Origin of the sequence: Brachybacterium paraconglomeratum (assembly GCF_039541415.1) — a bacterium.
GTDB classification, from domain to species: Bacteria; Actinomycetota; Actinomycetes; order Actinomycetales; family Dermabacteraceae; genus Brachybacterium; species Brachybacterium paraconglomeratum_A.
In genome coordinates this window covers 1-26,227 of record NZ_BAABGE010000010.1, presented here as the reverse complement: position 1 = coordinate 26,227, position 26,227 = coordinate 1, and the positions used below count along the sequence as shown (strand labels likewise).

Annotated in this window: 20 protein-coding genes; 12 read left to right on the top strand and 8 right to left on the bottom strand. The window is 69.9% G+C overall.

Translation table 11 applies throughout. The features are described 5' to 3' along the window. Positions 1-90 precede the first annotated feature (90 nt). Positions 91-2,121, bottom strand: coding sequence for a serine/threonine-protein kinase (locus ABD893_RS14720; RefSeq protein ID WP_345081919.1), 2,031 nt, complete (start codon positions 2,119-2,121; stop codon positions 91-93). 221 nt (positions 2,122-2,342) lie between these two features. Between ABD893_RS14720 and ABD893_RS14715 the strand changes: the two genes are divergently transcribed. From ABD893_RS14715 to ABD893_RS14695, 5 genes are all read left to right on the top strand, one after another. Continuing rightward, positions 2,343-3,020: an AIM24 family protein gene (locus tag ABD893_RS14715; RefSeq protein ID WP_345081916.1), complete on the top strand. Its 678-nt coding sequence runs from the start codon at positions 2,343-2,345 to the stop codon at positions 3,018-3,020. 35 nt (positions 3,021-3,055) lie between these two features. After that, complete coding sequence (locus ABD893_RS14710) at positions 3,056-5,323, top strand: circularly permuted type 2 ATP-grasp protein (RefSeq protein WP_345081913.1); 2,268 nt, start codon at positions 3,056-3,058, stop codon at positions 5,321-5,323. Next, positions 5,316-6,314 (top strand): transglutaminase family protein, encoded by a 999-nt coding sequence (locus ABD893_RS14705; protein WP_345081910.1) that lies wholly within the window; start codon positions 5,316-5,318, stop codon positions 6,312-6,314. Before ABD893_RS14710 ends, ABD893_RS14705 begins: the two co-directional genes overlap by 8 nt. 122 nt (positions 6,315-6,436) lie before the next feature. Then, the gene (locus ABD893_RS14700; protein ID WP_345081907.1) at positions 6,437-7,369 is read left to right on the top strand and encodes a formate transporter FocA; all 933 of its coding nucleotides are present in this window, start codon (positions 6,437-6,439) and stop codon (positions 7,367-7,369) included. A 168-nt stretch (positions 7,370-7,537) separates the two neighbouring features. Further along, positions 7,538-9,004, top strand: coding sequence for an FAD-dependent oxidoreductase (locus ABD893_RS14695; RefSeq protein WP_345081904.1), 1,467 nt, complete (start codon positions 7,538-7,540; stop codon positions 9,002-9,004). A gap of 164 nt (positions 9,005-9,168) precedes the next feature. Here ABD893_RS14695 and ABD893_RS14690 read toward each other — a convergent pair whose 3' ends face one another. After that, the gene (locus ABD893_RS14690) at positions 9,169-10,602 is read right to left on the bottom strand and encodes an SGNH/GDSL hydrolase family protein (protein WP_345081901.1); all 1,434 of its coding nucleotides are present in this window, start codon (positions 10,600-10,602) and stop codon (positions 9,169-9,171) included. 65 nt (positions 10,603-10,667) lie between these two features. Continuing rightward, a complete protein-coding gene (locus ABD893_RS14685; protein ID WP_345081898.1) occupies positions 10,668-11,879 on the bottom strand; it encodes a pyridoxal phosphate-dependent aminotransferase in 1,212 nt (403 codons plus the stop codon). A 163-nt stretch (positions 11,880-12,042) separates the two neighbouring features. Between ABD893_RS14685 and ABD893_RS14680 the strand changes: the two genes are divergently transcribed. From ABD893_RS14680 to ABD893_RS14665, 4 genes are read left to right on the top strand one after another with little or no spacing between them, the layout of a single operon-like run. Then, positions 12,043-14,292 carry an alpha-galactosidase gene (locus ABD893_RS14680; protein ID WP_345081895.1) on the top strand — a complete coding sequence of 750 codons (2,250 nt, stop codon included), beginning with the start codon at positions 12,043-12,045 and terminating at the stop codon, positions 14,290-14,292. A gap of 28 nt (positions 14,293-14,320) precedes the next feature. Further along, positions 14,321-15,235: a carbohydrate ABC transporter permease gene (locus ABD893_RS14675; RefSeq protein ID WP_345081892.1), complete on the top strand. Its 915-nt coding sequence runs from the start codon at positions 14,321-14,323 to the stop codon at positions 15,233-15,235. A 13-nt stretch (positions 15,236-15,248) separates the two neighbouring features. Then, positions 15,249-16,220, top strand: a complete 972-nt coding sequence (locus ABD893_RS14670) for a carbohydrate ABC transporter permease (RefSeq protein WP_345081889.1) — start codon at positions 15,249-15,251, stop codon at positions 16,218-16,220. An 8-nt stretch (positions 16,221-16,228) separates the two neighbouring features. Further along, complete coding sequence (locus tag ABD893_RS14665) at positions 16,229-17,620, top strand: ABC transporter substrate-binding protein (protein ID WP_345081886.1); 1,392 nt, start codon at positions 16,229-16,231, stop codon at positions 17,618-17,620. 36 nt (positions 17,621-17,656) lie between these two features. On the opposite strand, the gene ABD893_RS14660 is transcribed toward ABD893_RS14665, so the two are convergent. From ABD893_RS14660 to ABD893_RS14645, 4 genes are all read right to left on the bottom strand, one after another. Continuing rightward, positions 17,657-18,826 (bottom strand): ROK family protein, encoded by a 1,170-nt coding sequence (locus ABD893_RS14660; RefSeq protein WP_345081883.1) that lies wholly within the window; start codon positions 18,824-18,826, stop codon positions 17,657-17,659. A gap of 9 nt (positions 18,827-18,835) precedes the next feature. Continuing rightward, entirely contained in the window at positions 18,836-19,813 is a 978-nt protein-coding gene (locus tag ABD893_RS14655; protein ID WP_345081880.1) for a LacI family DNA-binding transcriptional regulator, read from the bottom strand. A 117-nt stretch (positions 19,814-19,930) separates the two neighbouring features. Next, complete coding sequence (locus ABD893_RS14650; RefSeq protein ID WP_345081877.1) at positions 19,931-20,932, bottom strand: Gfo/Idh/MocA family protein; 1,002 nt, start codon at positions 20,930-20,932, stop codon at positions 19,931-19,933. Positions 20,933-20,945: 13 nt separating this feature from the next. Beyond that, entirely contained in the window at positions 20,946-21,989 is a 1,044-nt protein-coding gene (locus ABD893_RS14645; RefSeq protein ID WP_345081874.1) for a Gfo/Idh/MocA family protein, read from the bottom strand. 216 nt (positions 21,990-22,205) lie between these two features. Between ABD893_RS14645 and ABD893_RS14640 the strand changes: the two genes are divergently transcribed. The 3 genes from ABD893_RS14640 to ABD893_RS14630 are packed head-to-tail and all read left to right on the top strand — an operon-like array spanning position 22,206 to position 25,043. Beyond that, a complete protein-coding gene (locus tag ABD893_RS14640) occupies positions 22,206-23,069 on the top strand; it encodes a Gfo/Idh/MocA family protein (protein ID WP_345081871.1) in 864 nt (287 codons plus the stop codon). Next, positions 23,069-24,103 (top strand): Gfo/Idh/MocA family protein, encoded by a 1,035-nt coding sequence (locus tag ABD893_RS14635; protein WP_345081868.1) that lies wholly within the window; start codon positions 23,069-23,071, stop codon positions 24,101-24,103. Before ABD893_RS14640 ends, ABD893_RS14635 begins: the two co-directional genes overlap by 1 nt. Before the next feature lie 7 nt (positions 24,104-24,110). Continuing rightward, entirely contained in the window at positions 24,111-25,043 is a 933-nt protein-coding gene (locus tag ABD893_RS14630) for an alpha/beta hydrolase family protein (RefSeq protein WP_345081865.1), read from the top strand. A gap of 27 nt (positions 25,044-25,070) precedes the next feature. On the opposite strand, the gene ABD893_RS14625 is transcribed toward ABD893_RS14630, so the two are convergent. Further along, the coding region (locus ABD893_RS14625) for an Nramp family divalent metal transporter (protein ID WP_345081860.1) at positions 25,071-26,227 on the bottom strand (1,157 nt) is incomplete at its 5' end.

Sequence of the window (26,227 nt, the reverse complement as noted above, 5' to 3'; positions counted from 1 at the left end):
TGACAGATCGATGAGAGTTTAACGGTCTCTGCCTGGATGGTGCCGGGAAGGATGGGGCACCTCACGTGCCCGTTCCGGGGTCGCGCGGTCTCAGCGCCGCCAGATCGCGATGTCGTCGAGTCGTGGACCGCTCGGGAAGGGGAAGTAGTCGACTGCTCCTCCGCGGGCGAGCAGGGTGAAGACCACCGCGCCCAGCAGGAGCAGGAGCAGCACCACCACGACCGCGCTCCAGAGCAGGTCCGGAGCAGCGGAGTCCACCATCCGGTGCGCACCGTTGCGGGTGGTGCGACTCCCCAGACCGACCCAGGTGATCAGCAGCGTGATCGCCATCGCGGTCGCGAACGCGACCCCGTCCGGGGGCGGCGCGCCTTGGAGCAGCGTCCAGGAGGCATCGACGGCGATCCCCACCAGCACTCCAAGGACCAGCGGGAGCAGGGCTTGCAGCGCGATCTCGCACAGCCCCACCAGGAACCGGAATGGGCTGGCCAGGCCCGTCGTCCAGCGTGGTCCGGACCCGCTCGCGCCGCGCATCCGCTGAGCAGCCACAGACTGATGCGACCGCTCCCAGGTGCGGGCCAGCGCCCCCAGCAGCAGCAGCACGACCAGCGACATATAGGGCGCGATCGCCGCGAGGGACACAAGCAGGAGATGCCCGATCCACACCAGCAGCGGACGCCGCGGCGGCGGCTCCGGCCACGGTCCATAGGGCGTCATCAGGCCAGCCGCTCCGGGCGGGTACTGCCCCGGGTGCTGCTGCTGGGGGTTCTGCTGCTGGGGGTAGGTGTACGGCGGGTGCGGGCGGTCCTGCACCGGAGCCTGCGAGGCTGCCTGCGGGCGGGGCGCCTGCTGCTGCGCCGCCGGGAAGGGCTGGGTGTACGGCGAGTGGGGCGGCGGTGCGCTGTGCTGCGATGCGCTGTGCTGCGGCGCGGGGACGACCGGCAGCGCCATGGTGGGAGCGCCGATGACGGGCAGCGCCTCGGTGGCCGACTCTGCGGCAGAATCGATCCGCGGCAGCGCCTCGGTGGGATGTTCCGCAGGGGTGGTGATCGTCGGGATCATCTCGGTGGGCTGGTCCTGGGAGCCTGCCGACGAGTCCGAGGTGGCAGCAGGAGTCCGCTCCGAGACCTCGCCCGTCGGATCGGCGCTCCCACTCCCAGGCGCGGCCGCACCGATCGCGGGCAGCACCGCGGTCCGGGAACCGGCATCCAGCAGCTCCGTGTCCCCCGGGTCCGGGTATCGGGTGAGGTCGAGCTCCGCGAGCCGCGCGATCAGGTCCTCAGGAGCCGGTCGCTCCGCAGGGACGGAGCGCAGCGCGGTGCGCAGCCAGTCCGCAAGCTCCGTGGGAAGTCCATCGACGTCGATCTCTCCGCGCTCGGCGCGCAGGAACACCAGGTCGGCACGGCCGCTGCCGAAGGGGTCACGTCCCGTGGCGGCGAAGGACAGCAGCGCCGCCCAGGCCCACCAGTCCCCCGCCTCCCCCGTGTGATCGCTGCGGATCACCTCAGGATCGAGATAGGCGGCGGTGCCCATCACCAGGCCGGTGGAGGTCAGCCGCGATTCCTCGGCCGCGATCGCGATGCCGAAATCGATGATCACCGGATCCAGCCTGTCCCCGTCAGGGTCGAACCTGCTCAGGTCCCCCTCGGTGGCTCCGCGCAGCATGACGTTGCTGGGCTTGAGGTCGCGGTGGATCACGCCGGCGCGGTGGATATCGCGCAGCGTCTCCCCCATCACCAGGCCGATCTCCCGCACCGCTTCGGGGTGCAGGCCGCCGTGGGAGCGCACAGCCTCATCCAGCGTCGGCCCCGGGATGAACTCCGTGACCACGAAGGCGTCCGAGGAGTCCAGCTCCGCGTCGAGGATGCGCACGATGTTGTCGTTGCGCACCAGCTTCTGCGCCGTGACCTCCCGGGCCAGTCGCTCGCGCGCCTGGGCGTCATCCGCGATCTCGTGACGCAGCAGCTTGATGGCCACATCGTTGCCGTCGGCGTCGTGCGCGCGGTAGACGATTCCCATACCGCCCGCACCGATCCGGCCGAGGATCTCGTATCCGGAGTCCTCGGCGAGCGCGAGCAGCCGCGGATCGCGGGCGTCGCGGCGGGAGCTGCGGGACTCTGCCATGCCCTCCATGCTACGAGGCCGATGCCCGGCACCAGGCCCGCTTCACCGCTCCCCCACACAGTCCGCACCTCGGCCGCACCCCGGATCCGGTCCCGACCCAGACCTGCCGGAGCCTCACGGCGGGGAGCTGACGTGAGACGATCTCCTCGCGGCGCGGTGGGCGCCGCGGTGCCAGGGCGGCTGCCGCCCGGCGCCCGAGAGCGACCGAAGGACTCCGTGCCATGCGTTCGAACCTGTTCGATGCCTCCAACCAGGAGCGCCAGACCTCCGATCGATGGGCGTTGCAGTCCAACAAGATGCTGCGCTGCGCGCTGACCCCGGACGCGCCCGAGATCATCTCCTCCTCCGGGGCGATGGTCGCTTACCAGGGACAGATGGACTTCTCGTACCAGGGCTCCGGCGGCGGCATGAAGCTGCTGAAGAAGATGGCCACCGGCGAGGGCGGCAACATGATGCGCACCCGCGGCCAGGGCGAGATCTTCTACGCGCGCCAGGCCAATGAGATCTTCCTGATCCAGCTCGAGGGCGAGGCCCTCACCCTGAACACCAAGAACATGCTCGCCTTCGACAGCTCCATCCAGTGGGACATCAAGTCCCTCGGCGGTGCGGGCTTCATGGCCGGGGGCCTGTTCAACCTGTTCCTGCAGGGCCAGGGCATGGTCGCGGTCACCTCTGACGGGCCGCCGATGCTGCTGGACTGCTCGCAGCAGCCCACCTATGTGGACCCCCAGGCCGCGGTGTGCTGGTCGGCGAATCTGCAGCCGCAGATCAAGAACGACTTCAAGATGGGCTCGCTGATCGGCCGCGGCTCCGGCGAGTCCTTCCAGCTCGCCTTCCACGGCCCGGGCTTCGTGGTGGTCCAGCCCTCCGAGGGGATCCCGGTCGCCACCGGTTCCTGACCACTGCACCGACGCACCGTGTCTACGATGTTCTGGTGACCTCCACCCTTCCTCAGCCCCTGGTCGACGAGCTCGCTGCTCTCGGCCCGCTGGGACGACGGCGCGCGGCGACGTCGGCGGCGAGCATGTTCGCCGCCGACGTCTCCTCCGCTGCGCCGATGATCGATCCTGTGCCGCTGGTCCTGGACGCCGATTCCTGGTCCGAGCTGTCCACAGGACTGGTCCAGCGGGTGCGGCTGCTGGATGCGCTGTACACGGACCTCTACGGCCCCCGCACCGTGCTCGGCACCGACGTCGCCCCGGTGCCGCAGCTCCTCCAGGATCCTGCCTATCTGCGCTCCGCCGTGGGGATCCCGGCCCGTGGGAACCACCATCTCTTCGCACTGACCAGCACCGTGACCCGCACGGCCGAGGGGGCATGGGTGGTGCTCGAGGATTCCGTGGATGTGCCCGAGGGCGCCGGCACCACTCTCGAGCTGCGCCGGGTCCTCTCCCGCTGCGCGCCCACCCTGTACCGCTCCACCCCGCTGCGCCGCCTGCACCCGTTCTTCGACACCGTGCGCACCTCGCTGCATCATCGCACCCGGTCCGAAGGACGTGCTGGCCGCACGGTGGTCCTGACCCACGAGTCCGACGATCCGATGCGGGGATTCGACCACAGCTGGCTGGCGAACCTGCTGGGCGCCCCGATGGTGTCCGTCGGGGATCTCCGCACCGGCTCCGGCTCCCTCACCCTGCGCCTGCCCGGACTGGATTCCGATCCCGGCGATGCGGTCGATGCGGTGCTGCGCCTGGTGCCCTCCCGGCTGCTGGACCCGCTGGACCTAGGGCCGACCCCGCTGGGCGGCGTGACCGGCCTGGTCGAGGCCGCCCGCTGCGGTGACGTGGAGATCTTCAACCCGCTGGGAGCCGGGCTGCTGGAGAACCCGGATCTGCGCTCCGCACTGCCGGACCTGTGCCGGCAGATGCTCCATGAGGACCTGCTGCTGCGCCCCGCCGATCCGGAGGCCGCCGGTGCCGGGTGGCTCAGCCTGGACCCCCAGGGGGGCGATGACCTGGTCGAGCGCCCGGTGCAGATCCGACTGCTGGTGATGGGCACCGAGGACGGCTACGAGGTGCTGCCCGGAGGGATCGCGATGACCTCCGACGACGGCCCCCCGGCGCTCAAGGATGTCTGGGTCACCGTGCCGGAGACCTCTCCCATCACCGACCCCGCACAGCACGCAGAGCCGTCCTCCGCACCGCGTCCTGCCACCTGGACCCGCGGGATGCTCAGCGCATATCCGGCGATGACCCGGTCGATCGGCTCGGATCTGTTCTGGTTCGGCCGCTACCTGGAGCGGGTGGATTCCACCGCCCGTCTCCTGCGCACGGTGCTGGACACCGTCAACGACCTCGATGCCGAGCACAGCCCTGCCGCCCGCACCTCCCAGGCCGTGCTGCTCGAGGCGGTCACGGAAGCCACCACCACCTACCCGGGGTTCCTGGACATCGACCTGCAGGACCGTGAAGAGGTGCGCACCGAGCTCGAGAGCCTGCTCACCGATCGGGCGCGGCCCGGCTCCCTCGCCCAGTCCTATTCCGCGCTCGCCCACACCACCCGAACTCTGCGGGACCTGATCTCGGAGGATGTCTGGCCGGTGATCGCCCGCATGCGCCAGGAGGTCCGGGCGCTCGGCGGCCCGGATCGCCCACCGCTCGAGCAGGGACTGACGGACATCGTGGACGGCTGCCTGACGCTCTCCGGCGCGGTCGCCGATTCGATGCCGCGGAACCTGGGCTGGGATCTCACCGAGGTGGGGCGCAAGCTCGAACGCGCCATGAGCCTGCTGACCCTGCTGCGGGCCACCCTGGGCCGACGCCGGACCCGCGCCGCCGAGGTGCGGGTCGCCGGAGCGGTCGCGCTGATCACCGAATCCGGTGCCTCCTACCGGAGGGCGTATCACGCCGCGGTGCAGCCCGAGCTGCTGCTGGAGCTGCTGCTGAACGACACCACCCTGACCCGTTCGATCGCCTTCCAGCTCGAACGGCTGGGGACGGCGCTGGACCGGCTGCCGGAGGTGACCCCGTCTCCCGAGCTGAGGGCCCCGATGATCGCGCTGCGCTCCCGCATCGGCTCCTGGGAGGCGCGCGAGCTGCTGCGCACCGTCGCCGAGGCCGATGACTCCGCCAGTGCACCGACCGCGCTGCTCGCGGAGGTCGATGCCGCGATCGACCTGCTGCGAGAGCTCGCGACGGCCCTCGAGAACCGCTACTTCCGTCCTTCGGAGTCCACCTCACGATGGGGGATCGACGATGTCTGAGCACGACCAGAGCGCACAGCGCACCCGGCCGCTGATCCCACTGCGGGACGACGAGGCGGGCACTGTCGAGCCCGTCCACTACCGGGTCCACCACCTGACCTCCTACCGGTACGCCAAGCCTGTCTCCCGCAACTTCGGCCGCGCCCACATCGAGCCGCGCGCCACCCCCCATCAACGGGTGCTCTCGCATGAGGTGGTGGTGGACCCGGCCCCGGCCCGACTCACCGCCCACACCGACTTCTACGGGAACTCATCGACCTATCTGCTGGTGGACACCCCGCATTCACAGCTCGACGTGCACTCCCACGCCCGCGTCACCGTCGCGGAGCGTCGCTACCCGATCGAGCCGATGTCCCGCCCCTGGGAGCAGTGCACCCCGGAGCACTGGGGGTCGCTGCTGCCGGATTCCGGCCTCGACTTCGTCCACCCCTCCCCCCGCATCCCGGCGGGCACCGCCGCGCAGGAGATCTCCGCCGAAGTGTTCACCCCGGGTCGCGCGATCGGTGAATGCCTGGCCGATCTCACCGCGCTGATCCACACCGATTTCACCTACGACTCCGCAGCCACCACCGTCTCCTCGACCCTCGAGGAGGTGCTCGCCGCCCGGCACGGCGTCTGCCAGGACTTCTCGCATGTCGGGCTCGCGGCGGTACGGGCCGCGGGACTCGCCGCCCGCTATGTCTCCGGGTACCTGCGGACCGCGCCCTCGGCCGGTGGGGCGCTGGGCACGGCACCCGTCGGGGAGATGATCGGCTCGGCCGCCTCCCATGCCTGGCTGAGCGTGCTGGTGCCGGGAACCGGCTGGGTGGACATCGACCCCACCAACCGCACCTTCGTGGACCAGCGCTTCGTGACCACCGCCTGGGGTCGGGACTATGCGGATGTGCCCCCGCTGAAGGGGATCGTGGTGGGACCTCCCGGTGCCAGCAGCACCCTCTCCGTCGCCGTCGGAGTGGTGCCTGAGGAGACGGGCGCCGGCAGCCCGGAGTGAGCCTCGGCACCTCGCGCCCTGGGGTGCGCAGCACGGGCGTAGCCTGACCCCCGGCAGCCGGTCGGTGCAGGTCATGCAGGCTCCGGGTGCCGTCCCCTCACCCCCTCCTGGAGACCTCTTCCATGAACACGCACGAGCCCACCGACACCGCCGCTCCCTCCGCTCCACCAGCGGCGTCTGCAGCACCGAGCCTCGTGATCACTGCCCCGAAGCCGCTCACCAAGGCGCTCGAGGATGCGATGTATGCGAAGGCCACCGCGCCGTGGAGCCAGATGTTCCTGCAGACCCTCACCGGGGGCGCCTTCATCGCCCTGGGATTCGTCTTCATGGTCACCACCCAGCAGGGAATGGGCGACTGGCCGATCGGCATCGCCAAGCTCATCGGCGGCACCGTCTTCTCCGTCGGCCTCGGTCTGGTAGTGATCAGCGGCTCCGACCTGTTCACCGGCACCACCCTGACGCTCATGCCGCGGCTGTCCGGGCGGATCTCCACCGGCCGGATGCTGGGCCACTGGGGGATGTCCGCCGGCGGCAATCTGATCGGCGCCCTGCTCATCGCACTGCTGATGCTGGGCGCCGGGACCCACGCGACCAACGGCTCCGCCTGGGGGCTGATCGTCCTGGACACCACTCAGGCCAAGCTCGGCCACGACTGGCATCAGGCGTTCTTCCTGGGCATCCTCGCGAACCTCGCCGTCTGCCTGGCGGTCTGGGTCGCCACCGCCGGCAAGACCGTCACGGACAAGGTGCTCGGGGTGGCCGGGCCGATCGCACTGTTCGTCGCCACCGGCTTCGAGCACTCCGTCGCCAATATGTTCATGCTCCCGATGGGCCTGCTGATCAAGAACTTCGCCGGCGACTCCTTCTGGCAGGGCGAGGCGATCCAGGCGGCCGGGAAGTCGCTCGAGGACTACTCCTCCCTCACCATCGGCGCCGCGCTCTGGGACAACCTGATCCCCGTGCTCCTCGGCAATATCGTGGGCGGCGCAGTGCTGGTCGGCGCCTACTTCTGGGCCACCTACCGTCGCGGCGACGACGACCTGGCGAAGAGCTGACCTGCTCGCGGGCCCGGACGTCAGGCCGCTCACAGTGGCCCGGGTCAGCGCGAATTTCGCGTATAGAGTGGTGCGGAAATCTGCGCAGAGCGGAGACCGGTGAGTGAGGCCGTGACCGCTCCGGATCGCATCCGACCCGGCGCCACCGCGCCATGAGACCGAGGTGAGATGTCCTCCTCCCAGCAGCCCTTCCGTCTGGCCGTGATCGGCTCCGGCCCCGCCGGCGTCTATGCCGCCGAGACCCTGCTCAAGAACAAGCAGGTCAAGAGCGGTGAGCTCGAGGTCGCCATCGATCTGTTCGACCGCCTCCCGGCTCCTTTCGGCCTGATCCGTTATGGCGTCGCCCCCGATCACCCGCGCATCAAGGGGATCATCACCGCGCTGCACCGCATCCTGGGCCGCGGTGACATCCGCTTCCTGGGCGATGTCGAGTTCGGCACGGATCTCACCGTCGACGACCTGCGCCATCACTACGACGCGGTCATCTTCGCCACCGGCGCGCTCAAGGACGCCGAGCTCACCGTGCCCGGTGTCGAGCTCGAGGGCTCCCACGGCGCTGCGGACTTCGTGGCCTGGTATGACGGCAATCCGGATTACCCCCGCAGCTGGGAGTTGGATGCCGAGTCCGTCGCGGTGATCGGCAACGGCAACGTCGCCCTCGACGTGGCCCGGGTGCTCTCCAAGAGCGCGGATGAGCTGCTGCGCACCGAGATCCCCGACAACGTCTACGCGGGCCTCCAGGCCGCCAAGACCACCGACGTGCACGTCTTCGGCCGACGGGGCCCGGCCCAGACCAAGTTCTCCCCGCTCGAGGCCCGCGAGCTCGCCCATCCGCGTGGTCTCCAGGTCGTCATGGATCCGCGGGACATCGAGCAGATCACCGAGGCGCAGTGGGAGGTCATCAACGCCGACAAGCGCACGTCCCAGGTGACGCAGACCTTCGTGGGCTGGCTCGAGGAGCAGCAGCGTCGTGAGGCCGCCGGCGAGGAGCCGACGGACCGCGAGGGCCGCCCGGTCCAGCGCCGCCTGCACATGCACTTCTGGCACCGTCCGGTCGAGGTCCTGGGAGAGGACGGCCAGGTCACCGGCATGCGCTTCGAGCGCACCGAGCTGGACGCCGAGGGCAACCTCGAGGGCACCGGCGAGTTCGTGGACTACGAGCTCGGCGCGATCTACCGCGCCGTCGGCTACCACGGCTCCGAGCTGCCCGGCATCCCCTACGACGCGAAGCGCGGCGTGATCAGCAATACCGCTGGCCGCGTCACCGCTGCCGAGGGTGACGTGCTGCCCGGCCTCTACGCCAACGGCTGGATCAAGCGCGGCCCGGTGGGCCTGATCGGCGCGACCAAGTCCGACGCCATCGAGACCATCGCCAGCCTGCTCGAGGACATCGAGTCCGGCGCGCTGCCCTCCGCGCCCGAGCGTGACGGCGAGGCGATCCTGCGCCTGCTCGAGGACCGGGGCGTGCCGTACACGACCTGGGACGGCTGGATGGCGCTGGATGAGCACGAGAAGGCGCTCGGCGCCGCCGCGGTGGACGCCGACGGCGAGCCCCGCGCCCGGATCAAGGTCGTCGAGCGCGAGGAGATGGTGCGCGTCTCCCGCGACGCGGTGAACCAGCCCTCCCCCGCCTGACCCCCGGCACCCGTGACGGGTGCACACAGAGCGGGTGCACACAGGATCGCGCGATTCTGAGCCATTCCCCTGCCCGGGATGGCTCGGAATCGCGCGATCCTGTGTTGCAGGCCGATTCCGGTGCCGGGAGAGGGGCGCGGAGAGGGCCGGGAGTTGGCCGCGGCTCAGGGGCAGAGCGCGGCGGTGCGGGGATCGAGCCGCGCCACCGTCGCGGCGGGGGTGCTCCAGCCCAGTTGCTCGAGCACCAGGCTGGCGGCGGCGAGATCAGCCTCGGCACCGGCGATGTCGACCATCCCGGCGATGCCGAGGAGCATCGCCGACTCACGGGACGGCAGCACCGACGTGAGGTCGAACAGCGCGAGGCCCGATTCTGCGCCGAGGCGAAGCCAGCGCTCATGGGCAGCCCGGGACAGCGGGTGCCGCAGCACCAGCGCGCCTGGCACGTCGGCCGCGAGTGCGGCGGCGAGCTCGCCGAGCAGTCGCCGGACGTCGGCGTCGGCAGCGGCGTCGGTGGTGGTGGCAGCAGCGGCGGCGGCGTCGAGGTCCTCGGCAGTCGGCACCAGGAGCACTGCCGCATGGGGAACCACGTGCCCCGGAGCGAGTGCGTCCGCCCCGTCGCGCAGCGTCCCCAGCCGCTGCAGGTGGAAGTAGTCCAGGCGGTGGCCGTGCTCGAAGCGTCGCACCTCCTCGAGATGGTGCAACCAGCTGCGGCTCGCCTGATGACCATCCACGGCCAGCGCCATCGGACCGGTGTCCCCCAGGACGAGCAGCGGCCGGGAACGCAGAGAATCCTCGCCGGGAGCTCCGAGCACCGTCCGCATCCGATCCAGTGTCGCCGTCGCGGCCGCATCCAGCTCGGAATCCGCACCAGGTACTGCGTCGGTGGCTGCCGTGGAATCCGCCACGGGATCCGCCGGTGCGGACGCCACGGCTGGCGCCGTGGCCCCGAGCGGGACGGGATCGAGCCCGGCATGACGCTCGCCGGAGGCTCGAGCCAGCGGGGCATCGTCGTCCAGCATTCCCAGCGTGCGCAGGAAGTGCTGGGCCATGTGCCGGTGCCCTTCCGGTGAGGGGTGGATGGCGTCGCCCCACAAGGTGGTCTGGTGGGTGAGCCCCTCGTGCTCCCAGCGGCGGTGGTTGTCGACCAGCGGCACGGTGAGCTCCGCGGCGACCTGTCGCACCTGATCCATGAACTCCGGATACCGGGGACGGCGAGGGTCGATGCCGAGGATCGGTGGGGAGGTGGCCAGGATCGGCAGCGCTCCCCGGGCCCGGACGTCTGCGACCAGCGTGCGCAGCGCGACGGTGTAGTCCGGCAGCGGGACCTCGAGGGCGCAGTCGTTCATCCCGATCATCACGGTGACCACGTCGGGTCGCAGGTCATGGATGCGCGGCCCGGACTCGGTGAGCACTCCCGGCGTGATGCCGCCAGCGGCGGGGTTGGCCGTGGCCAGGATCGTGTCACCGCTGATGGCAGTGTTCATCACCAGGTCCGCGCGGCCCAGCCCGTGGTGGAGATGATGCTCGACCAGCTGGGTCCAGGAGAGATAGCCGCGAGTGTGGAGTGCGCCGTGGGTGATCGAGTCCCCGGTGAACACCCAGCGCAGGCCAGCAGAACTCCGCAACTGGCTGAGCTGGGCGAGCTGCTCCGCCGCTGTCGGGCTCAGCGCCGGATCCCGGCCAGGAAGTCTCCGATCCGGTCCACGGCATCCTCCAGCACCTCGACCGACGGCAGGGTGACCAGCCGGAAGTGGTCATGGGTGGGGTAGTTGAAGCCGGTGCCCTGAGTGACCAGGAGCTTCCGCGCGCGCAGCAGGTCATAGGCGAACTGCTCGTCGTCCTCGATGCGGTACATCTCCAGATCGAGCTTCGGGAACATGTACAGCGCGCCCTGCGCCTTCTGCACCGAGACCCCCGGGATCTCCGACAAACCCTCATAGGCGACGTCGCGCTGCTCCCGCAGCCGGCCCCCGGGCAGGATCAGCTGCTGGATCGACTGCTGACCACCGAGCGCCGTGGCCACGATGTGCTGCGCGGGGACGTTGGGGCACAGGCGCATGTTGGAGAGCACGTCCAGGCCTTCGATGAAGCTCGTCGCATGGTCCTTCGGCCCGTACAGCGCCATCCAGCCGGCCCGGAAGCCCGCCACCCGGTAGGCCTTGGAGAGGCCGTTGAAGGTGATCGAGAGCAGGTCCGGTGCGAGCGAGGCGATCGGAATGTGCACGGCGTCGTCGTAGAGGATCTTGTCGTAGATCTCGTCCGCGAGGATCATCAGGCCGTGCTTGCGGGCGACCTCGAGGATGTCGCGCAGGACGTGCTCGGGATAGACCGCGCCGGTGGGGTTGTTGGGGTTGATGATCACGATCGCCTTGGTGCGCTCGGTGACCTTGTCAGCGATGTCGGTGACATCCGGCCACCAGTGCTCGTCCTCATCGCAGCGATAGTGCACGGCGCGGCCGCCGGCGAGGGAGACCGACGCGGTCCAGAGCGGATAGTCGGGCTGCGGGATCAGCACCTCGTCGCCGTCGTCCACCAGGGCCTGGCACACCATCTGGATCAGCTCGGAGACCCCGTTGCCGAGGTAGACGTCCTCGAGCTCGATGCCGGGCATCCCGCGGGTCTGGTAGTACTGCGCGACTGCCCGACGGGCCGAGGGGATGCCCTTTGAGTCGGAGTAGCCCTGCGCGGTGGGCAGGTTCTTGATCATGTCGACGAGGATCTCGTCGGGCGCCTCGAAGCCGAACGGTGCGGGGTTGCCGATGTTCAGTTTGAGGATCTTGTGCCCCTCGGCCTCCATACGGGCCGCCTCTGCGGGGACCGGTCCTCGGATCTCGTAGCACACATCGCGCAGTTTCGAGGACTGGGTGAAGATCATTCTGGGGCTCCTGGCCTTCTCGGGTGAGCGACAGCGTAGCGCTCACGATGCCAACGAATCTTGCGTGGGCACTTGACGAGACAGCTTTAATTTCATAGTTTCAGTAATGCGAGGTCGCCGCCGACGTCGCACCGTCGCCACGACCGCTCCCGGAAGGCCGCTGATGCCCCTTCGCCCGATCCCCGCCGCTCACCCCTTGCTCGCTCCGCACCCCGGGGTGACGCACCGCCTCCACCTCACCGCCTCCGGCGTCTCGGTGGTCCTGGATGTCACGGAGGGACGGGCTCCGGCGATCACCCACTGGGGCGCAACCCTCGGCGAGCTCGGCGAGGCAGGGATCGATGCGGTGTGCGAGGCCGCCGTCGACGTCGTCCCCCAGAACGCGGTGGATGTCCCGGTGCGGATCGGGATCATCCCCCAGCAGAGCGACGGCTGGATCGGCCGGCCCGGACTCGGCGGCTCCCGCCCGGACGGCTCCGGCTGGAACCCCCGACTCGTCACCGAGGGCGTCACCCTGGGCGGCGCCGCGGTGACGGCGGCGCATGTCGAGGCCGGTGCCGCCACGGTGCACTTCTCCCTGGCCGATGCCCTGCTCGGCCTCACCGTCGACCTCGAGGTCGAACTGCTCCCCTCCGGGCTGCTGCGGATGCGCGCCGCCCTGACCAACACTGCTGAGACCTCCTACGCACTTGCAGAGCTGACCCTCACCGTCCCGGTCCCGGCCGATGCCGAGGAGCTGCTGGACTTCGCCGGCCGCTGGGCGAAGGAGCGCACCCCGCAGCGCAGCGCCTTCACCGTCGGCACCCACCTGCGCGAGAACCGCCGCGGTCGCACCGGGGCCGACGCCGCCCACGTCCTGCACGCCGGCCGCCCCGGGCTCGGCTTCCGCCACGGTGAGGCATGGGGCGTGCACACCGCCTTCTCCGGCAACCACCGCCATCTCGCCGAGCAGATCAACACCGGCCGACGAGTCCTCGGCGGCGGTGAGCTGCTGCTGCCGGGCGAGCTGCAGCTCGCCCCCGGGCAGAAGTACGCGGGCCCGTGGCTGTACGCCTCCTACGGCGAGGGGCTCGATGCCGTCGCCTCCCGCTTCCACCGCCATCTGCGCTCCCGCTCCCAGCACGTGGACACGCGCCGGCCGGTCACCCTGAACGTCTGGGAGGCGGTCTACTTCGATCATGACCTGGCCCGGCTCCAGGACCTCGCGGACCGCGCGGCGGCGCTCGGGGTGGAGCGCTTCGTGCTCGATGACGGCTGGTTCGGCTCCCGCCGCGATGACACCTCAGGGCTCGGCGACTGGGTGGTCTCCACGCAGGTGTGGCCCGACGGGCTCGGCCCGCTGATCGACCATGTGCGGGCGCTGGGGATGGAATTCGGTCTCTGGTTCGAGCCGGAGATGATCAACGAGGACTCCGACGTCGCCCGCGCCCACCCGGAGTGGATCATGGCGCCCTCCCCCGCACGGATGCCCCTTCCATCGCGGAACCAGCAGGTGCTGAACCTGTCCCTCCCGGCCGCTGCGACCCATGTCCGGGACCAGATGCTGGCGATCCTGGACCGGTACGAGATCGGCTACCTCAAGTGGGACCACAACCGTGACCTGCTGGAGGCTGCGACCTCGCAGACCGGCCGGGCCGCAGTGCACGAGCAGACCCTCGCCACCTACGCCCTGATGGACGCGCTGAAGGCGGCCCACCCGGGCCTGGAGATCGAATCCTGCTCCTCGGGCGGAGCCCGCGTCGACCTCGAGGTGCTCGAGCACACCGACCGGGTGTGGGTCTCGGACTGCATCGATCCGCTGGACCGCCAGCAGATGAACCGCTGGACCTCCCAGCTGATCCCGCTCGAGCTGATGGGCAGCCACATCGCCTCCGGCCGCTCCCACACCACCGGACGCCTCCACACCCTCGCCTTCCGGGGTCTCTCCGCCCTGTTCGGCCACCTCGGCATCGAGTGGGATCTCGCCCGGGCCACCCCTGAGGAGCTGGACGAGCTGCGGGAGTGGATCGCGCTGTACAAGGAGCACCGTGAGCTGCTGTTCACCGGCGACCTGGTGCGTGTGGACCGTGGCAGCAGCCCGCTGTGGATGTACGGAGTGGTGGCCCCGGGCCAGGCGGAAGCGTTGTTCGCCCTCGCGGCCGTCGGGCGCTCCTCCGAGTCTCAGCACGAGCGGCTGCGCTTCCCCGGGCTCGATGCCCGCGCCCACTACCGGATCCGCCCGCTGCTGATCGGCGAGCGTCCCACCGGCCTCGTCCTGCCTCCCTGGTGGCAGCGAGCGGCCGACGAGGACGGGCTGCTCCTGCCCGGTGCCGTGCTGAGCACCTCCGGCCTCGCCGCTCCCCTGATCGACCCCGAGCAGGGCGTGCTGTTCTCCCTCGTCCGCGAGCCGGCCACCACCGTCTCCGGCCACTGACCTCTCACCCCACAGGAAGAAGAACGCCATGTCCACCGTGACGACGTCGACACGGTCAGCCCCCACCAGACGCCGCAGGAAGGACGACACCAAGCTCGCGCTTCTCTTCATCGCGCCGGCGTCCGTCGGCCTGCTGGTGTTTCTGGTGTGGCCGCTGCTGACCGGCATCTACTACTCCTTCACGGAGTACACCACCCTCACCCCACCTGTCTGGGTGGGGCTGGAGAACTACCAGCGGCTGTTCGCTGATCCCGTCTTCTGGAACTCGCTCAAGGTGACGGTCTGGTACGTGCTGATCAACATCGGCGTCCAGACGGTCGTCGCCCTGCTCATCGGCGTGCTCATGCAGCGCCTCACGCAATCCACGATCCTGCGCTCGCTGGTGCTCACCCCCTATCTCGTCTCCAACGTGGTCGCCGCGATCGTGTTCCTGTGGATCCTGGACACCCAGCTGGGCATCTTCAACATCTTCCTGCAGTGGATCGGCTTCGACCCGGTCTCCTTCTGGGCCAGCGAGACCTGGGTGATCCCCACGGTCGCCCTGGTCAACGTCTGGCGCCACGTGGGCTACACCGCTCTGCTGCTGTTCGCGGGCCTGCAATCCATCCCCACCTACCTCTACGAGGCGGCCCGCACCGAGGGTGCCGGCGAGCTCACGCAGTTCCGCCGCATCACCCTGCCGCTGCTGCGCCCGATCCTGGCGCTGGTGCTGATCATGACCGTGATCGGCTCCTTCCAGGTGTTCGACACGATCTCCGTGACCACCCAGGGCGGTCCGGCCGACGCCTCGAAGGTCCTGCAGATGTACATCTACGAGAACGCCTTCGCGCAGTACGAGTTCGGCTATGCCTCGGCACTGTCCGTGGCCCTGCTGGTGATCCTCATGATCATCACCTTCACGCAGTACTGGCTGACCAAGGCCGGACAGTCGGACCTGGACTGAGGGGAAAGAAGACATGACCACCACATCGCATCCCGTCACGGGCAGTCCCGGCACCGCCGGCAGCACACACTCCACCGACCCCACCGGTCGCACGATCCATCGCCCGAAGCAGCCGATCCCGTGGGGGAAGATCGCGGCCTGGGCCGTGATGGTGATCTTCCTGCTGATCACGCTGTTCCCCTTCTACTGGATGCTGCGCACCGCACTGTCCAGCAACAACGCCCTGGCCACCGACCCCGGCAGCCTGCTGCCCGTGGGCCTGAACCTCGGCGGCTTCGAGCGCGTCTTCGGCCTGCAGGACGTCGAGACGGCGATCTCCCAGGGCGGCTCCGGTGCCTCGATCAACTTCTGGCGCTATCTGCTGAATTCCGTCGTCGTCGCGACCGCCGTGACGGTCGTGCAGACGTTCTCCTGCGCGATGGCCGCCTATGCCTTCTCGCGGCTGCGCTGGCGCGGTCGGGAGACGGTGTTCCTGATCTTCCTGGGTTCGCTGATGATCCCGCAGATCTTCACCTTGCTGCCCAACTTCATCCTGATCAAGAACCTGGGCCTGGTGGACACACTGCTCGGCATCATGCTGCCGACGCTGTTCATCTCGAGCTTCGCGATCTTCTTCCTGCGACAGTTCTTCAACAACATCTCCCGCGAGGTCGAGGAGGCGGCGCTGATCGACGGGGCGAGCAAGGCCCGGGTGTTCTTCACCCTCATCCTGCCGATGTCCAGCGCGCCGCTCGCGACCCTGGCCCTGCTCACCTACATGGGAGCCTGGAACGAGTACTTCTGGTCGCTGATGGTCTCCTATACCGATCAGTCCCGGGTGCTCACCGTCGCCCTCGGAGTCTTCCGCGCGCAATCTCCCGGCACCGGCCCGGACTGGTCGGGCCTGATGGCCGCGACCCTGGTCGCCGCCGCTCCCATGCTGATCCTCTTCGCGCTGTTCGCGAAGAAGATCGTCAACTCCATCGGCTTCAGCGGGATCAAGTGAGGTCACCCATGCATACCCCCGAGCACACCCTGCCCTCCCCCACCTCCCTGTCCCGACGCCGCCTGCTGCAGGGCTCAGCCGCCCTCGCTGCCGGCACGGTCGGCGCCGGTGCCCTGTCCGCGTGCGGCGGGGCCTCTGCCCCGGCGGGCGCCACCGAGATCGACTACTGGCTGTGGGACGCCAACCAGCTGCCCGCGTACTCCGCGGCGATCGACCTCTTCATGGAGCAGAACCCCGACATCTTCGTGCGTGTCACGCAGCTGGGCTGGGGCGACTACTGGACCAAGCTCACGGCGAGCTTCGTCGCCGAAGCGGGCCCGGATGCCTTCACCGACCACCTTGCCCGCTTCCCCGAGTTCGTGAACCTCGGGGTGATCGCGCCGCTGGATGGGCTCGCCGCCCTCGAGGACGTCACAGCGGAGCACTTCCAGGACGGACTCCAGGAGCTGTGGAGCGATCAGGAGGGCACCCGCTACGGGATCCCCAAGGACTACGACACGGTCGCGATCATGTACGACAAGAACCTGCTCTCCGAGGAGGGGATCGCCCCCGAGGACCTCGAGGGGCTGGACTGGAACCCCGAGGACGGCGGCAGCTTCGAGCGGTTGCTGGCCCGGCTCTCCCTGGATGCGAACGGGGTGCGCGGTGACGAGGAAGGCTTCGATCCGCAGAACGTGGTGCGCTACGGCATGGCCGCTGACGCCGTGATCGACTACACGGGACAGACCAGCTGGTCGCCGTTCGCCTTCTCCACGGGATGGACCTTCACGGACTCCGACACCTGGGGCACGCATTTCAACTACGACGACGACCGCTTCGCCGCCACCATGGACTGGTACTTCGGCCTGGTCGACAAGGGGTTCTTCCCACCCTTCGGCGTCTTCGGCGACTCCAGCCCCGGCCAGACCCAGCTGCAGTCCAGGAAGGCGGGGATCGCTCTGGCCGGCTCCTGGATGATCTCGACCTACGCGAACATGGAGGGCATGGAGCTGGGGATCGCTCCCCTGCCGACGGGCCCGATCGGCACCCCGATGTCGATGTTCAACGGCCTCGGGGACTCGATCTCCTCGCAGTCGGAGCACAAGGAGGAGGCGGCACGCCTGATCGCCTTCCTCGCCTCCGACGAGGCGCAGCAGCTCATCGGCGAACGCTCCCCCTTCTTCCCGGCGACGGATGCGGGGACCGAGGCCGCGATCGAGAGCTATGCCGACAAGGGACTGGACGTCACCGCGTTCACCGATCGCGTGGCGAACGGGGAGACGGGGCTGTACCCGCTGGTGGAGAACTCCGCCTCGATCATGCCGCTCATGCAGACGGCCTTCGACCAGTGCTGGATGCGGCAGATCGACGGTGCGGACTTCGTCTCGTTCAACGACCGGGTCAACTCCCTGTTCGAGTGACCAGAGCTGTCGGCAGGGCGTCGTCGGGGTCGCGCCTCAGGGCTCGACTCCGACGAACTCCTGCACGGCGATGACGGCGACCCCGCGAGCCCATTCATCGAAGTCTCCGCTGAGGGTGCGGATCGCCAGATCCTGCTGGTCACTGGTGAGGCCCTGGCGCAGCATCTCCTCGAAGGCGGGAGCCGCGGCCCGCAGCAGGTCCACGTTCTCCCCGCCGAGCACGATCGCGTCGGGGTCCACCACTGCGGCCAGGCTGGCCGCCGCGAGCGCGAGCGCGCGGGTCATCTCCCTCGCGATCGCGAGCGCGCCGTCGTGTCCGGTCGCCAGCAGGGCACGCAGGTCCTCGACGCCCTCCCCCTCACCGAGCACGCCCTGCTCGCGAGCGCGACGGACCACGGCCTGCGTGCTGGCCACGTCCCGCACTGCGACCAGCTCCCCACCGGGGCCGGCGCCGATCGGCAGCAGGCCGGTCAGCCCCGCCATATGGTGGCGTCCGCGCAGGATCCTACCGCCGACCACCGTCGCGATACCCACCCCGGCGCCGACGGTGAGCACGGCGAAGGAGTCGTAGGAGCGCCCCATTCCGAACCAGTGCAGCCCGCCCACCATCGCGACCAGGTCGTTCTCGACGACCACTGGGAGCTGCACCCGGGCTTCGAGGGCGGCGGCGAGCTCGACGGGCTCCCGCCAGCCCAGCAGGTGAGCGGAGATCACGGTGCGGCGCTCGGCGACCAGCCCTCCCAGGCCCACCCCGATCCCAAGCACGTGGGGGTGCGCGGAGATCATCGCCTCGACCGCGAGGAGGATCGTCTCCTGCACCGTCCCCGGGGCGGTGTCGGCCAGGGGCAGCGTGAGCTCCTCGAGGACATTGGCACGCACGGTGGCGACCACGGCGTGGACCTCGTCGGCCGTGACCTTGACCCCGATGAAGCGGGGGCCGAGGTTCTCCTCGACATCGAGCGGCTCCTGAGGGCGGCCTTTGGCCTGCTGCACGATGTCGAGCGGGTGCAGCAGGCCGCGCTCGAGCAGATCTCGGCTCACCCGGGTGACGGTGGGTGCCGAGAGGCCGAGCCGCTGGGACAGCTCGCTGCGGGAGCGGGGCCCGAAACGGAGCAGATCTCGATAGACCGCACGTGCACTCTCGCTTCCGAGATCTGCCACCGCGGCGGCGTCAGCACCGGTGCCTGTGTCTCCGTCCCCCTGCATGCGCCGAGCTTATCCGGGCGGGCCGACGGTCCCGCGCAGCACCACGGTGCCGGGCAGGGTCACCGTGCGTGCCGGGCCGCCGGCGATGACGTCGCTCAGCACCTCGACGGAAGCGCGGCCGAGCTCGGTGAAGGGCGCGGCGACGGTGGTCAGGCCAGGGGTCATGGTGCGGGCGAGCAGCACGTCGTCGCAGCCGACGATGCTGCGGTCGGCGGGGACCCGCTCCCCTCGCTCGCTGAGGCCCGCGATCACTCCCGCGGCCATCAGATCATCGAAGGCGAAGACGGCGGTGGCGTCGGCGTCGATGATCTGCTGCGCAGCGGCGCGGCCGTCCTCGAACTGCGCCTCGAAGGGGCCCAGCTCCACCAGCTCGATCTCGGAGCTCTCGGCCCATGACCGCACGGCCCGGGCGCGGCTGGTCGCGGCCCAGGAAGCGCTCGGCCCGCGCAGCAGCGCGAACCGGGAATGGCCGTGCTCGCGCAGCTGCTGCGCCAGGCTCTGCAGCGCGGCGGTGTTGTCGCAGACCACCGCCGGCAGGGAGCGCACCGCGCGATTGACGATCACCGCGGGGACTCCCCGGAGCACCTCATGGAGCTGTTTCGAGGGGAGGCGGGCCGAGGCAATGATCAGGCCGTCGACCTGCGGGCGGATCCGGGCGACGAGCTCCTGCTCCGCGCTCGCGCTGAGCTCGGAGTCGATCAGCAGCAGCTCCGCGTCCTGCTCCCGCGCGGCGTCCTGGACCGCGCGGATCAGCGGCGGGAAGAAGGGGTTCTCGACATCGGGGACCAGCATGCCGATCACGCCGGTGCGCCCTGTCGCCAGCCCGCGGGCCGCACGGTTGGGGGTGTAGCCGAGCTGGCGTGCGGTCTCGAGGATCTGCTCGCGCACGGACTGCTTGACCATCTCCGGGCGGGAGAAGGCCCGGGAGACCGTCGAGGGTGAGACCCCCAGACTCTCCGCGATCGAGTAGATCGTCGCTCTGCGCATCGCCCACCTCCTGAATGCCGGTCGCTGCAGTGCTGATCACCGCGGTGCTGGTCACCAGCCTGCCTGGTCTGGAGCCTCATTGTGCCGCACCGGATCTCGGGCGAACGCTCCTGGCCCTCAGAATCCCAGGAGCGCTCCCCCGGATTCGGCGCTCTGCTGCGCCTTGAGCGCGACCTCGGTGGCCTGCAGGCTCGCGGCGGTGGTGACTTCGGGTTCACGTCCCGCCAGCAGGGCGTCGAAGAAGTACTGCGCGGGGCGGGGCGCCGGGCCCAGCGGCTCCTCCCAGGTGGGTCGGTCGTGGGTGGTGACCGTGAGGCGGTGGTAGGCCCAGTCCACCTCGGCGGTCCCCTTCTCCCCGGTGACCCGCATGCGGTAGTGGCCGTGGACATCGGACGCCTCCGGCCCCAGCCAGTTCGCCTCGATGGTGGCGGGGACCTCTCCGACCCGCATCAGCAGGCTGACGTGATCATCGAAGCCGGGGTGGTCCTGCTCCCGCGCATTGCCGACGAAGGCGCTCACGCTGCCGTGCAGCGCTGCCAGGCCTGATTGTCCGGCGACCAGGTGCAGGACCAGATCGATGTCGTGGATGGGCAGGTCTCCAGCGATCCCGCCGTAGGTGGCGGGGTCCATGAACCAGTCCGGACGACTGGCCTGACCCAGCTTGTGGGGACCGGTGCTCGCGACCATTGCGATCCTGCCCAGCACGTCGCCCACGAGCAGCCGGCGCAGTGCCAGGGTCTCGGGGTAGAACCGCTTCTCGAACACGATCGAGACGTGCCGCTCGGCCCGAGCGGCGATGGTCCTGATCTTGTCGAGCTGGTCGAGGCTGGTGCACAGCGGCTTGTCGGCCAGCACATGCGCGCCGGCGTTCAGCGCGGCGATGCTCGCCCGCGCGCGCTCACTGTAGATCCCGGCCACCAGCGCGACGTCGACGTCGTGGGCTGCCAGCAGCTCCTCCGGGGTGTCGTAGAGCGGCGCGTCCACGCCACCGAGGAAGCGTTCGCGCAGGGCGGCATCGGGCTCGGAGGCGGCGACCAGCTCGAGCTCGCCTCGGTGCTGGATCTCCGCCAGCGCATAGTCGACGTGCTGGTGGGCCGCGCCCAGGATGGCAACCTTCATCGCAGTTCCTCCGTCATCGCAGCTCGTCCATGGTGACCGTCCGGCCGGTGGCGGCCGCGGTGGTGAGGGCATCGAGCAGGCGCACGGTCTCGGCGCCATCGTGTCCGGGGATCGAGGAGTCCCGTCCCTCGCGCAGCGCCTCGAGGATGTCGGTCCACTGCTGGACATGCCCGGCGATGCCGATGGCGGCGGGATCGGAAGCGCCGACGCCGATCCCGTCCCCCTCGCCGCCGATCGTCGGTGCCGGGACACCCTCGACCTCCCAACGCAGCAGCACGCCCTGTCCGATCGCGACGACTCCGCGCTCGCAGTGCAGGGTGAGGGTGGCCGGAGTCCCGGGCGGGGTCGCCGTCGAGGTGCTGATCATCCCTAGAGCACCACTGGTGAAGCGCACGGTCGCGACGGTGGTGTCCTCGGCGCCGGGCTGATGGGCGAGGGTCGCGGACTGCGCGGTGACGGAGTCCACGGGGCCGGCGAGCCAGCGCAGCAGGTCGACGTTGTGGGCACCCTGGTTCATGAGGGAACCGCCACCGCCCGCGGCATCGCCGCGCCAGGAGGCGGCGGCGTAGTAGCTCTCGTCCCGCCACCAGTGGACATGGGTGGTGGCGAGCCGCACCGCTCCGAGCAGACCTTCCTCGAGCGCGGCCCGCACGGCCCGCACCTCGGGCTCGAGGCGGCGCTGGGAGATGACATGGACGCTCACGCCAGTGTCCTCAGCGAGGGAGACGATCCGGTCCGCGTCGGCCGCCGTGAGCGCGAGCGGCTTCTCCACCACGACGTGCTTGCCCTGGCCCAGTGCGGACAGGACGTTCTCGGCGTGCGCACCGCTGGGGGTGCAGATCGCGATCACGTCGAGGTCGTCCCGGCGCAGGAGCTCCGCGGGGCTCTGCTGCGCTGCCTCCGGCCAGTCGGCGTCCGCCGCTCTCTGGGCACTGCCCCCGCTGAAGGCCACGAGCGTCGCGCGGTCCCGGAGCTGGGCGAGCGCCCGGGCATGCGAGACGCCGATGGTGCCCAGACCCAGCAGGCCCACGCGAGGAACGCCATCGATCTTCTCCATAGCTCGACAGTAGGCTCTCCACCCCGGGACCGCAATCGGTTGCGCGGACCGCAGTTCAGGTTCCGTGGCCGGTGGATACGTTTTCCCCCTTGACGTGCAAGCGATTGCAGTACAGGCTTGAACCCTGTCCCGTCGCCGTGACATCGCAGCCGACGTGCGGGACTCGACCGGATCCACCGACCAACCCGGCACCGCCCGGCCACGAGGGGAACAGCCATGCTACGCATCGGCCTCATCGGCACCGAGAATTCGCACATCACCCACTTCACCCGCTTCCTGAACGTCGAAGATCGCCACCCGGGGACCCGCGCGGTCGCTCTCGTCGGCGGCCCATCGACACGGAACCAGGAGCTCGCAGAGCTCGGCAGCATCGAGCTGATCGTCGAGGAGCCCCGCGACCTCGGCGACCAGGTGGACGCTGCTATCGTCTCCACCCGCGACGGCGCCAAGCATCTCGAGCACGCCCGGCCGCTGCTCGAGGCCGGCAAGGCGGTGCTGGTGGACAAGCCGCTGGCCGCCTCCGTGGAGGATGCCCGGGAGCTGCTGGACCTCGCCGCGCGCCATGACGCCGTGCTGCTGTCCTGCTCGGCGCTGCGCTTCGTGCCCGAGCTCCCCCGCTTCGCCCCGACCGCGGAGACCGGAGCGCTGCGCCATCTCCACGTGATCGGTGCGGCGGACCCGGACAGCGAGTACTCGGGACTGTTCTTCTACGGCATCCATCACGTCGAAGCGGCCCTCGAGATCCTGGGGAACCCGGTGGTCGAACCAGGCTCCCTCGAGGTCCGCACGGTGCGCCGGGGGGACACCGTGGTCGCCTCGCTCGAGATCGCGGGCACCCAGCTCACCCTGACCTTCCTCGTCCCGGGCGAGGGGACCCGGGCGCCCTTCCACGCGACCGGCGCCTACGAGAACGCCGTCGTCTCCCACCCGTTGAGCCTGACGAACGACTACAACGCCCCCGCGCTCACAGAGTTCCTGGCCGCAGTCGAGAGTGGCACCTCCCCCCGCTCCCCACAGGACCTGCTGTCCCCCATCGTCGTGCTCTCCGCGATCACCGCTTCTCTCGAGAGGAACTCCTGATGTCCGAGTCCACCACCCCTGCTTCGCATGATCTGCTGCGCTTCGGCATCATCGGGGTCGGGATCATCGGCCAGGGTCACGCCAAGCGCCTCACCTCCGACGCCGCCCCCGCCGCGCTGATCGCGGTCGCCGACCAGAACCCCGAGGCGGCCCAGAAGATCGCCGCCGAGCACGGGGTCGAGGCCGCCGAGGATGTCACCGCGCTGCTGGCGCGTGAGGACATCGACGCGGTCATCATCGCCGTGCCCTCCGGGCTGCATGCCGCGGTCACGATCCAGGCGCTCGACGCGGGCAAGCATGTCTTCCTCGAGAAGCCGATCGAGATCACCGTCGAGGCGGCGGACCGGATCCGGGCCGCTGAACAGCGCTCCGGCAAGATTCTGACCATCGCCAGCCAGCGTCGCTTCGCCGCGGAGAACCAGTTCCTCAAGCAGATCATCGACGAGGGGAAGCTGGGTCGCCTCACCTCGGCGACCATCGAGGTGCCGCTCTGGCGCAGCCAGGAGTACTACGACTCCGGTGCCTGGCGCGGCACCTGGGCCCTCGACGGCGGCGGCGCGCTGATGAACCAGGGCGTGCACCTGGTGGACCTGACCCTCTGGCTGCTCGGCGAGGTCGAGGAGCTGTTCGCCTTCACCGGGCTGCTCGCCCATGAGCGGATCGAGGTGGAGGACACCGTCACCGTCACCGCCCGGATGAAGAGCGGTGCCCAGCTGACCTTCCAGGCCACCACCGCCGCCTACGGGAACCTTCCGATCCGGATGAACCTGATGGGCGATGCCGGTTCGATCGTCACCGAGAACGAACGGGTCGTGCACATGCACTCCCGGGACGGGCTCGAGCTGCCCGAGTTCACCCCGCGGGAGATCCTGCTCGAGGGCTTGAAGGACTTCGTCTCCGCGGTGCAGAACCAGACCGCTCCGCTGGTCTCCTCGGCCGAGGCCCGCGCCGCGGTCGCCTTCATCGAGGCGGTCTACGAATCCGGGCGCACCGGCGCCCCGGTGCGCCCGGCCGCCCTTCCCGTGGAGGTCTGAGCAGACGATGCCCTCGAGGGAGGACACCCGCCGCTGGTGGCAGGAGCGCCTCGGAGCGGTTCCCGATCCCGGGGGCAGCTGGCGCCCCGGCGGGCGCCGCGCCCCCGGGCATCCCGGGGTGCGCGGTGAGATCCATCAGCTGGTGATCCAGAGCTTCGGCAGCGAGCTGGTATGCGAGCTGCTGCGGCCGACGACCGCCCCGTCGACCGGGGTCGTGGTGGTGGTGCCGTTCTATGACACCGCTCCGCTGTTCGCGGAGCCCTCCCCGCGCACCGAGCTCAGCGGTAGGGATCCTGCCGGCAGCGCCTTCGGTCTGCAGCTCGCGCAGGCCGGGCACTCGGTGCTCGCCGTGCCGTGGTGGTTCGAGCAGGTCGCTGCGGCAGACCCGGCGACCGCTGGAGCGCTCGGGCTCGATGCCCGCTACAGCCCTGCCGCCGAGCGGCACCGTCGCGAGCACGACGGCGGCGAGCAGCCCCTGACCGGACTCGGCAGGAGCGTCGCGGATCTGATGCTCGCCGTCACGGCGCTGCAGGAGTCCGGGCTCGCCCCCTTCTCCCGGCTGGCCTCCTTCGGCCACTCCCTGGGCGGCAAGCTCTCCCTGCATCTGGCGGCCCTGGATCCTCGGATCGAAGCCGGCGCCGCGCACGAGCCCGGCCTCGGCTTCGCCCACTCCAACTGGGCCGATCCCTGGTATCTGGACGGCGATATCCCCGCAGGCCGGGACCAGGACGAGCTGCTGGGGCTGGTCGCCCCGCGCCCCTTCCTGCTGGCCGGAGGCGGAGGCAGCGACGGCGTGCACAACCTCGGCCTGTTCCACTCCGCCCGCCGCCACTGGCCCGAGGAGCAGGGCCTGGACCTGCTGCTGCACGATGGTGGACACCCGGTGCCCACCCACGTCATGGCCGGCATCGCCGCCTGGCTGGGCGAGAGGCTGTGCTGAGGGCCGGCCCTCACCGCAGCCCGAGACTCACCGCCCCAGCAGCGCCATCAGGTACTGCACGGCCAGCACCAGCAGGAAGCCGATGCCGAGCAGAGCGAGGATCGTCTGCCCGACTCCGATCCGCAGCGTGCCTCGGCGGCGGCTGCGGGCCAGCGCGACCAGCACGATGCCGATCAGCGGCACCACGAAGATGGTGACCGCCTGGGCGGTGAGGATCAGCTGGACAGGGATCCCACCGAAGAGGATCGCGACCACGCCGCCGAGCGCGATCACCACCGTGATGCAGATCTTCACCGCGGCGGAGTCCAGGCCGCGCTGGTCGATCCCGAGCGCCCCGGCCAGCATGGAGCCGCCGATCGTGCTGTTTCCCAGCAGGGAGGAGAAGGCCGCCGCCCAGAGGCCGAGGGCGAACAGGATGGTCGCCCAGCGGCCGAGGGTCGGCTCCAGGATCACGGCCATATCCGCCGGGGAGCTGACGGTGGCGCCGAGAGGGTGCAGCACTGCGGCCGCCGCCACCATGATGACCAGGGAGAGCGAGCCGAGGATCAACGTCCCCAGCGCTGCGTCCCGGCGCGCGTCGGGGAACTGCTCGATGGTCCACCCCTTCTCGCGCACGAGCTGGATCTGGTAGAACGCCCCGACCACCGAGAAGGTGGTGGCGACGGCGCTGACCACCAGGGCATTGGCGCCGGAGGGTATCGACGGGATCAGGCCTCGGAGCACCCCGAGCAGGTCCGGGCGGGTGACCACGGCGGTGGCCACGTAGATCACCAGCATCAGCACGATGATCACCACCATCGTCCGCTCGAGGTTGCGGTAGAAGCGGGGCAGCCAGAGGAAACCGATGGCGGCGGCGGTGAAGAGCACCGCATACAGGCGAGGGTCCCCACCGAGCAGCACCTGCCCGGCCGCTCCGGTCCCGGCCGAGTTCCCTGCTTGGAATGAGGCTGCGACGAGGAAGGCGCCGAGCCCGATCAGGACCCCCACGATCCGGCCGAAGGCGAGGCTCACGGTCGCCACCGGCGAACGGTCGGTGGTCAGGCCGATCCGCACCGAGAGATTCACGAAGCAGAGCATCAAGATGGTGGCCAGCACCGGCACCCAGACCAGGTCATAGGGGCTCTTCAGAGTTGAGTGTGGGCGCGCCGGTGAAACGGGGTAGCTGGGGATAGACGTCGAGGTCC

Coding starts and splice junctions, on each gene's coding strand:
- ABD893_RS14720 (WP_345081919.1), bottom strand. CDS start 2,121: ATGGCAGAGTCCCGCAGCTCCCGCCGCGACGCCCGCGATCCGCGGCTG.
- ABD893_RS14715 (WP_345081916.1), top strand. CDS start 2,343: ATGCGTTCGAACCTGTTCGATGCCTCCAACCAGGAGCGCCAGACCTCC.
- ABD893_RS14705 (WP_345081910.1), top strand. CDS start 5,316: ATGTCTGAGCACGACCAGAGCGCACAGCGCACCCGGCCGCTGATCCCA.
- ABD893_RS14700 (WP_345081907.1), top strand. CDS start 6,437: ATGAACACGCACGAGCCCACCGACACCGCCGCTCCCTCCGCTCCACCA.
- ABD893_RS14695 (WP_345081904.1), top strand. CDS start 7,538: ATGTCCTCCTCCCAGCAGCCCTTCCGTCTGGCCGTGATCGGCTCCGGC.
- ABD893_RS14685 (WP_345081898.1), bottom strand. CDS start 11,879: ATGATCTTCACCCAGTCCTCGAAACTGCGCGATGTGTGCTACGAGATC.
- ABD893_RS14680 (WP_345081895.1), top strand. CDS start 12,043: ATGCCCCTTCGCCCGATCCCCGCCGCTCACCCCTTGCTCGCTCCGCAC.
- ABD893_RS14675 (WP_345081892.1), top strand. CDS start 14,321: ATGTCCACCGTGACGACGTCGACACGGTCAGCCCCCACCAGACGCCGC.
- ABD893_RS14670 (WP_345081889.1), top strand. CDS start 15,249: ATGACCACCACATCGCATCCCGTCACGGGCAGTCCCGGCACCGCCGGC.
- ABD893_RS14665 (WP_345081886.1), top strand. CDS start 16,229: ATGCATACCCCCGAGCACACCCTGCCCTCCCCCACCTCCCTGTCCCGA.
- ABD893_RS14660 (WP_345081883.1), bottom strand. CDS start 18,826: ATGCAGGGGGACGGAGACACAGGCACCGGTGCTGACGCCGCCGCGGTG.
- ABD893_RS14655 (WP_345081880.1), bottom strand. CDS start 19,813: ATGCGCAGAGCGACGATCTACTCGATCGCGGAGAGTCTGGGGGTCTCA.
- ABD893_RS14650 (WP_345081877.1), bottom strand. CDS start 20,932: ATGAAGGTTGCCATCCTGGGCGCGGCCCACCAGCACGTCGACTATGCG.
- ABD893_RS14645 (WP_345081874.1), bottom strand. CDS start 21,989: ATGGAGAAGATCGATGGCGTTCCTCGCGTGGGCCTGCTGGGTCTGGGC.
- ABD893_RS14640 (WP_345081871.1), top strand. CDS start 22,206: ATGCTACGCATCGGCCTCATCGGCACCGAGAATTCGCACATCACCCAC.
- ABD893_RS14635 (WP_345081868.1), top strand. CDS start 23,069: ATGTCCGAGTCCACCACCCCTGCTTCGCATGATCTGCTGCGCTTCGGC.
- ABD893_RS14630 (WP_345081865.1), top strand. CDS start 24,111: ATGCCCTCGAGGGAGGACACCCGCCGCTGGTGGCAGGAGCGCCTCGGA.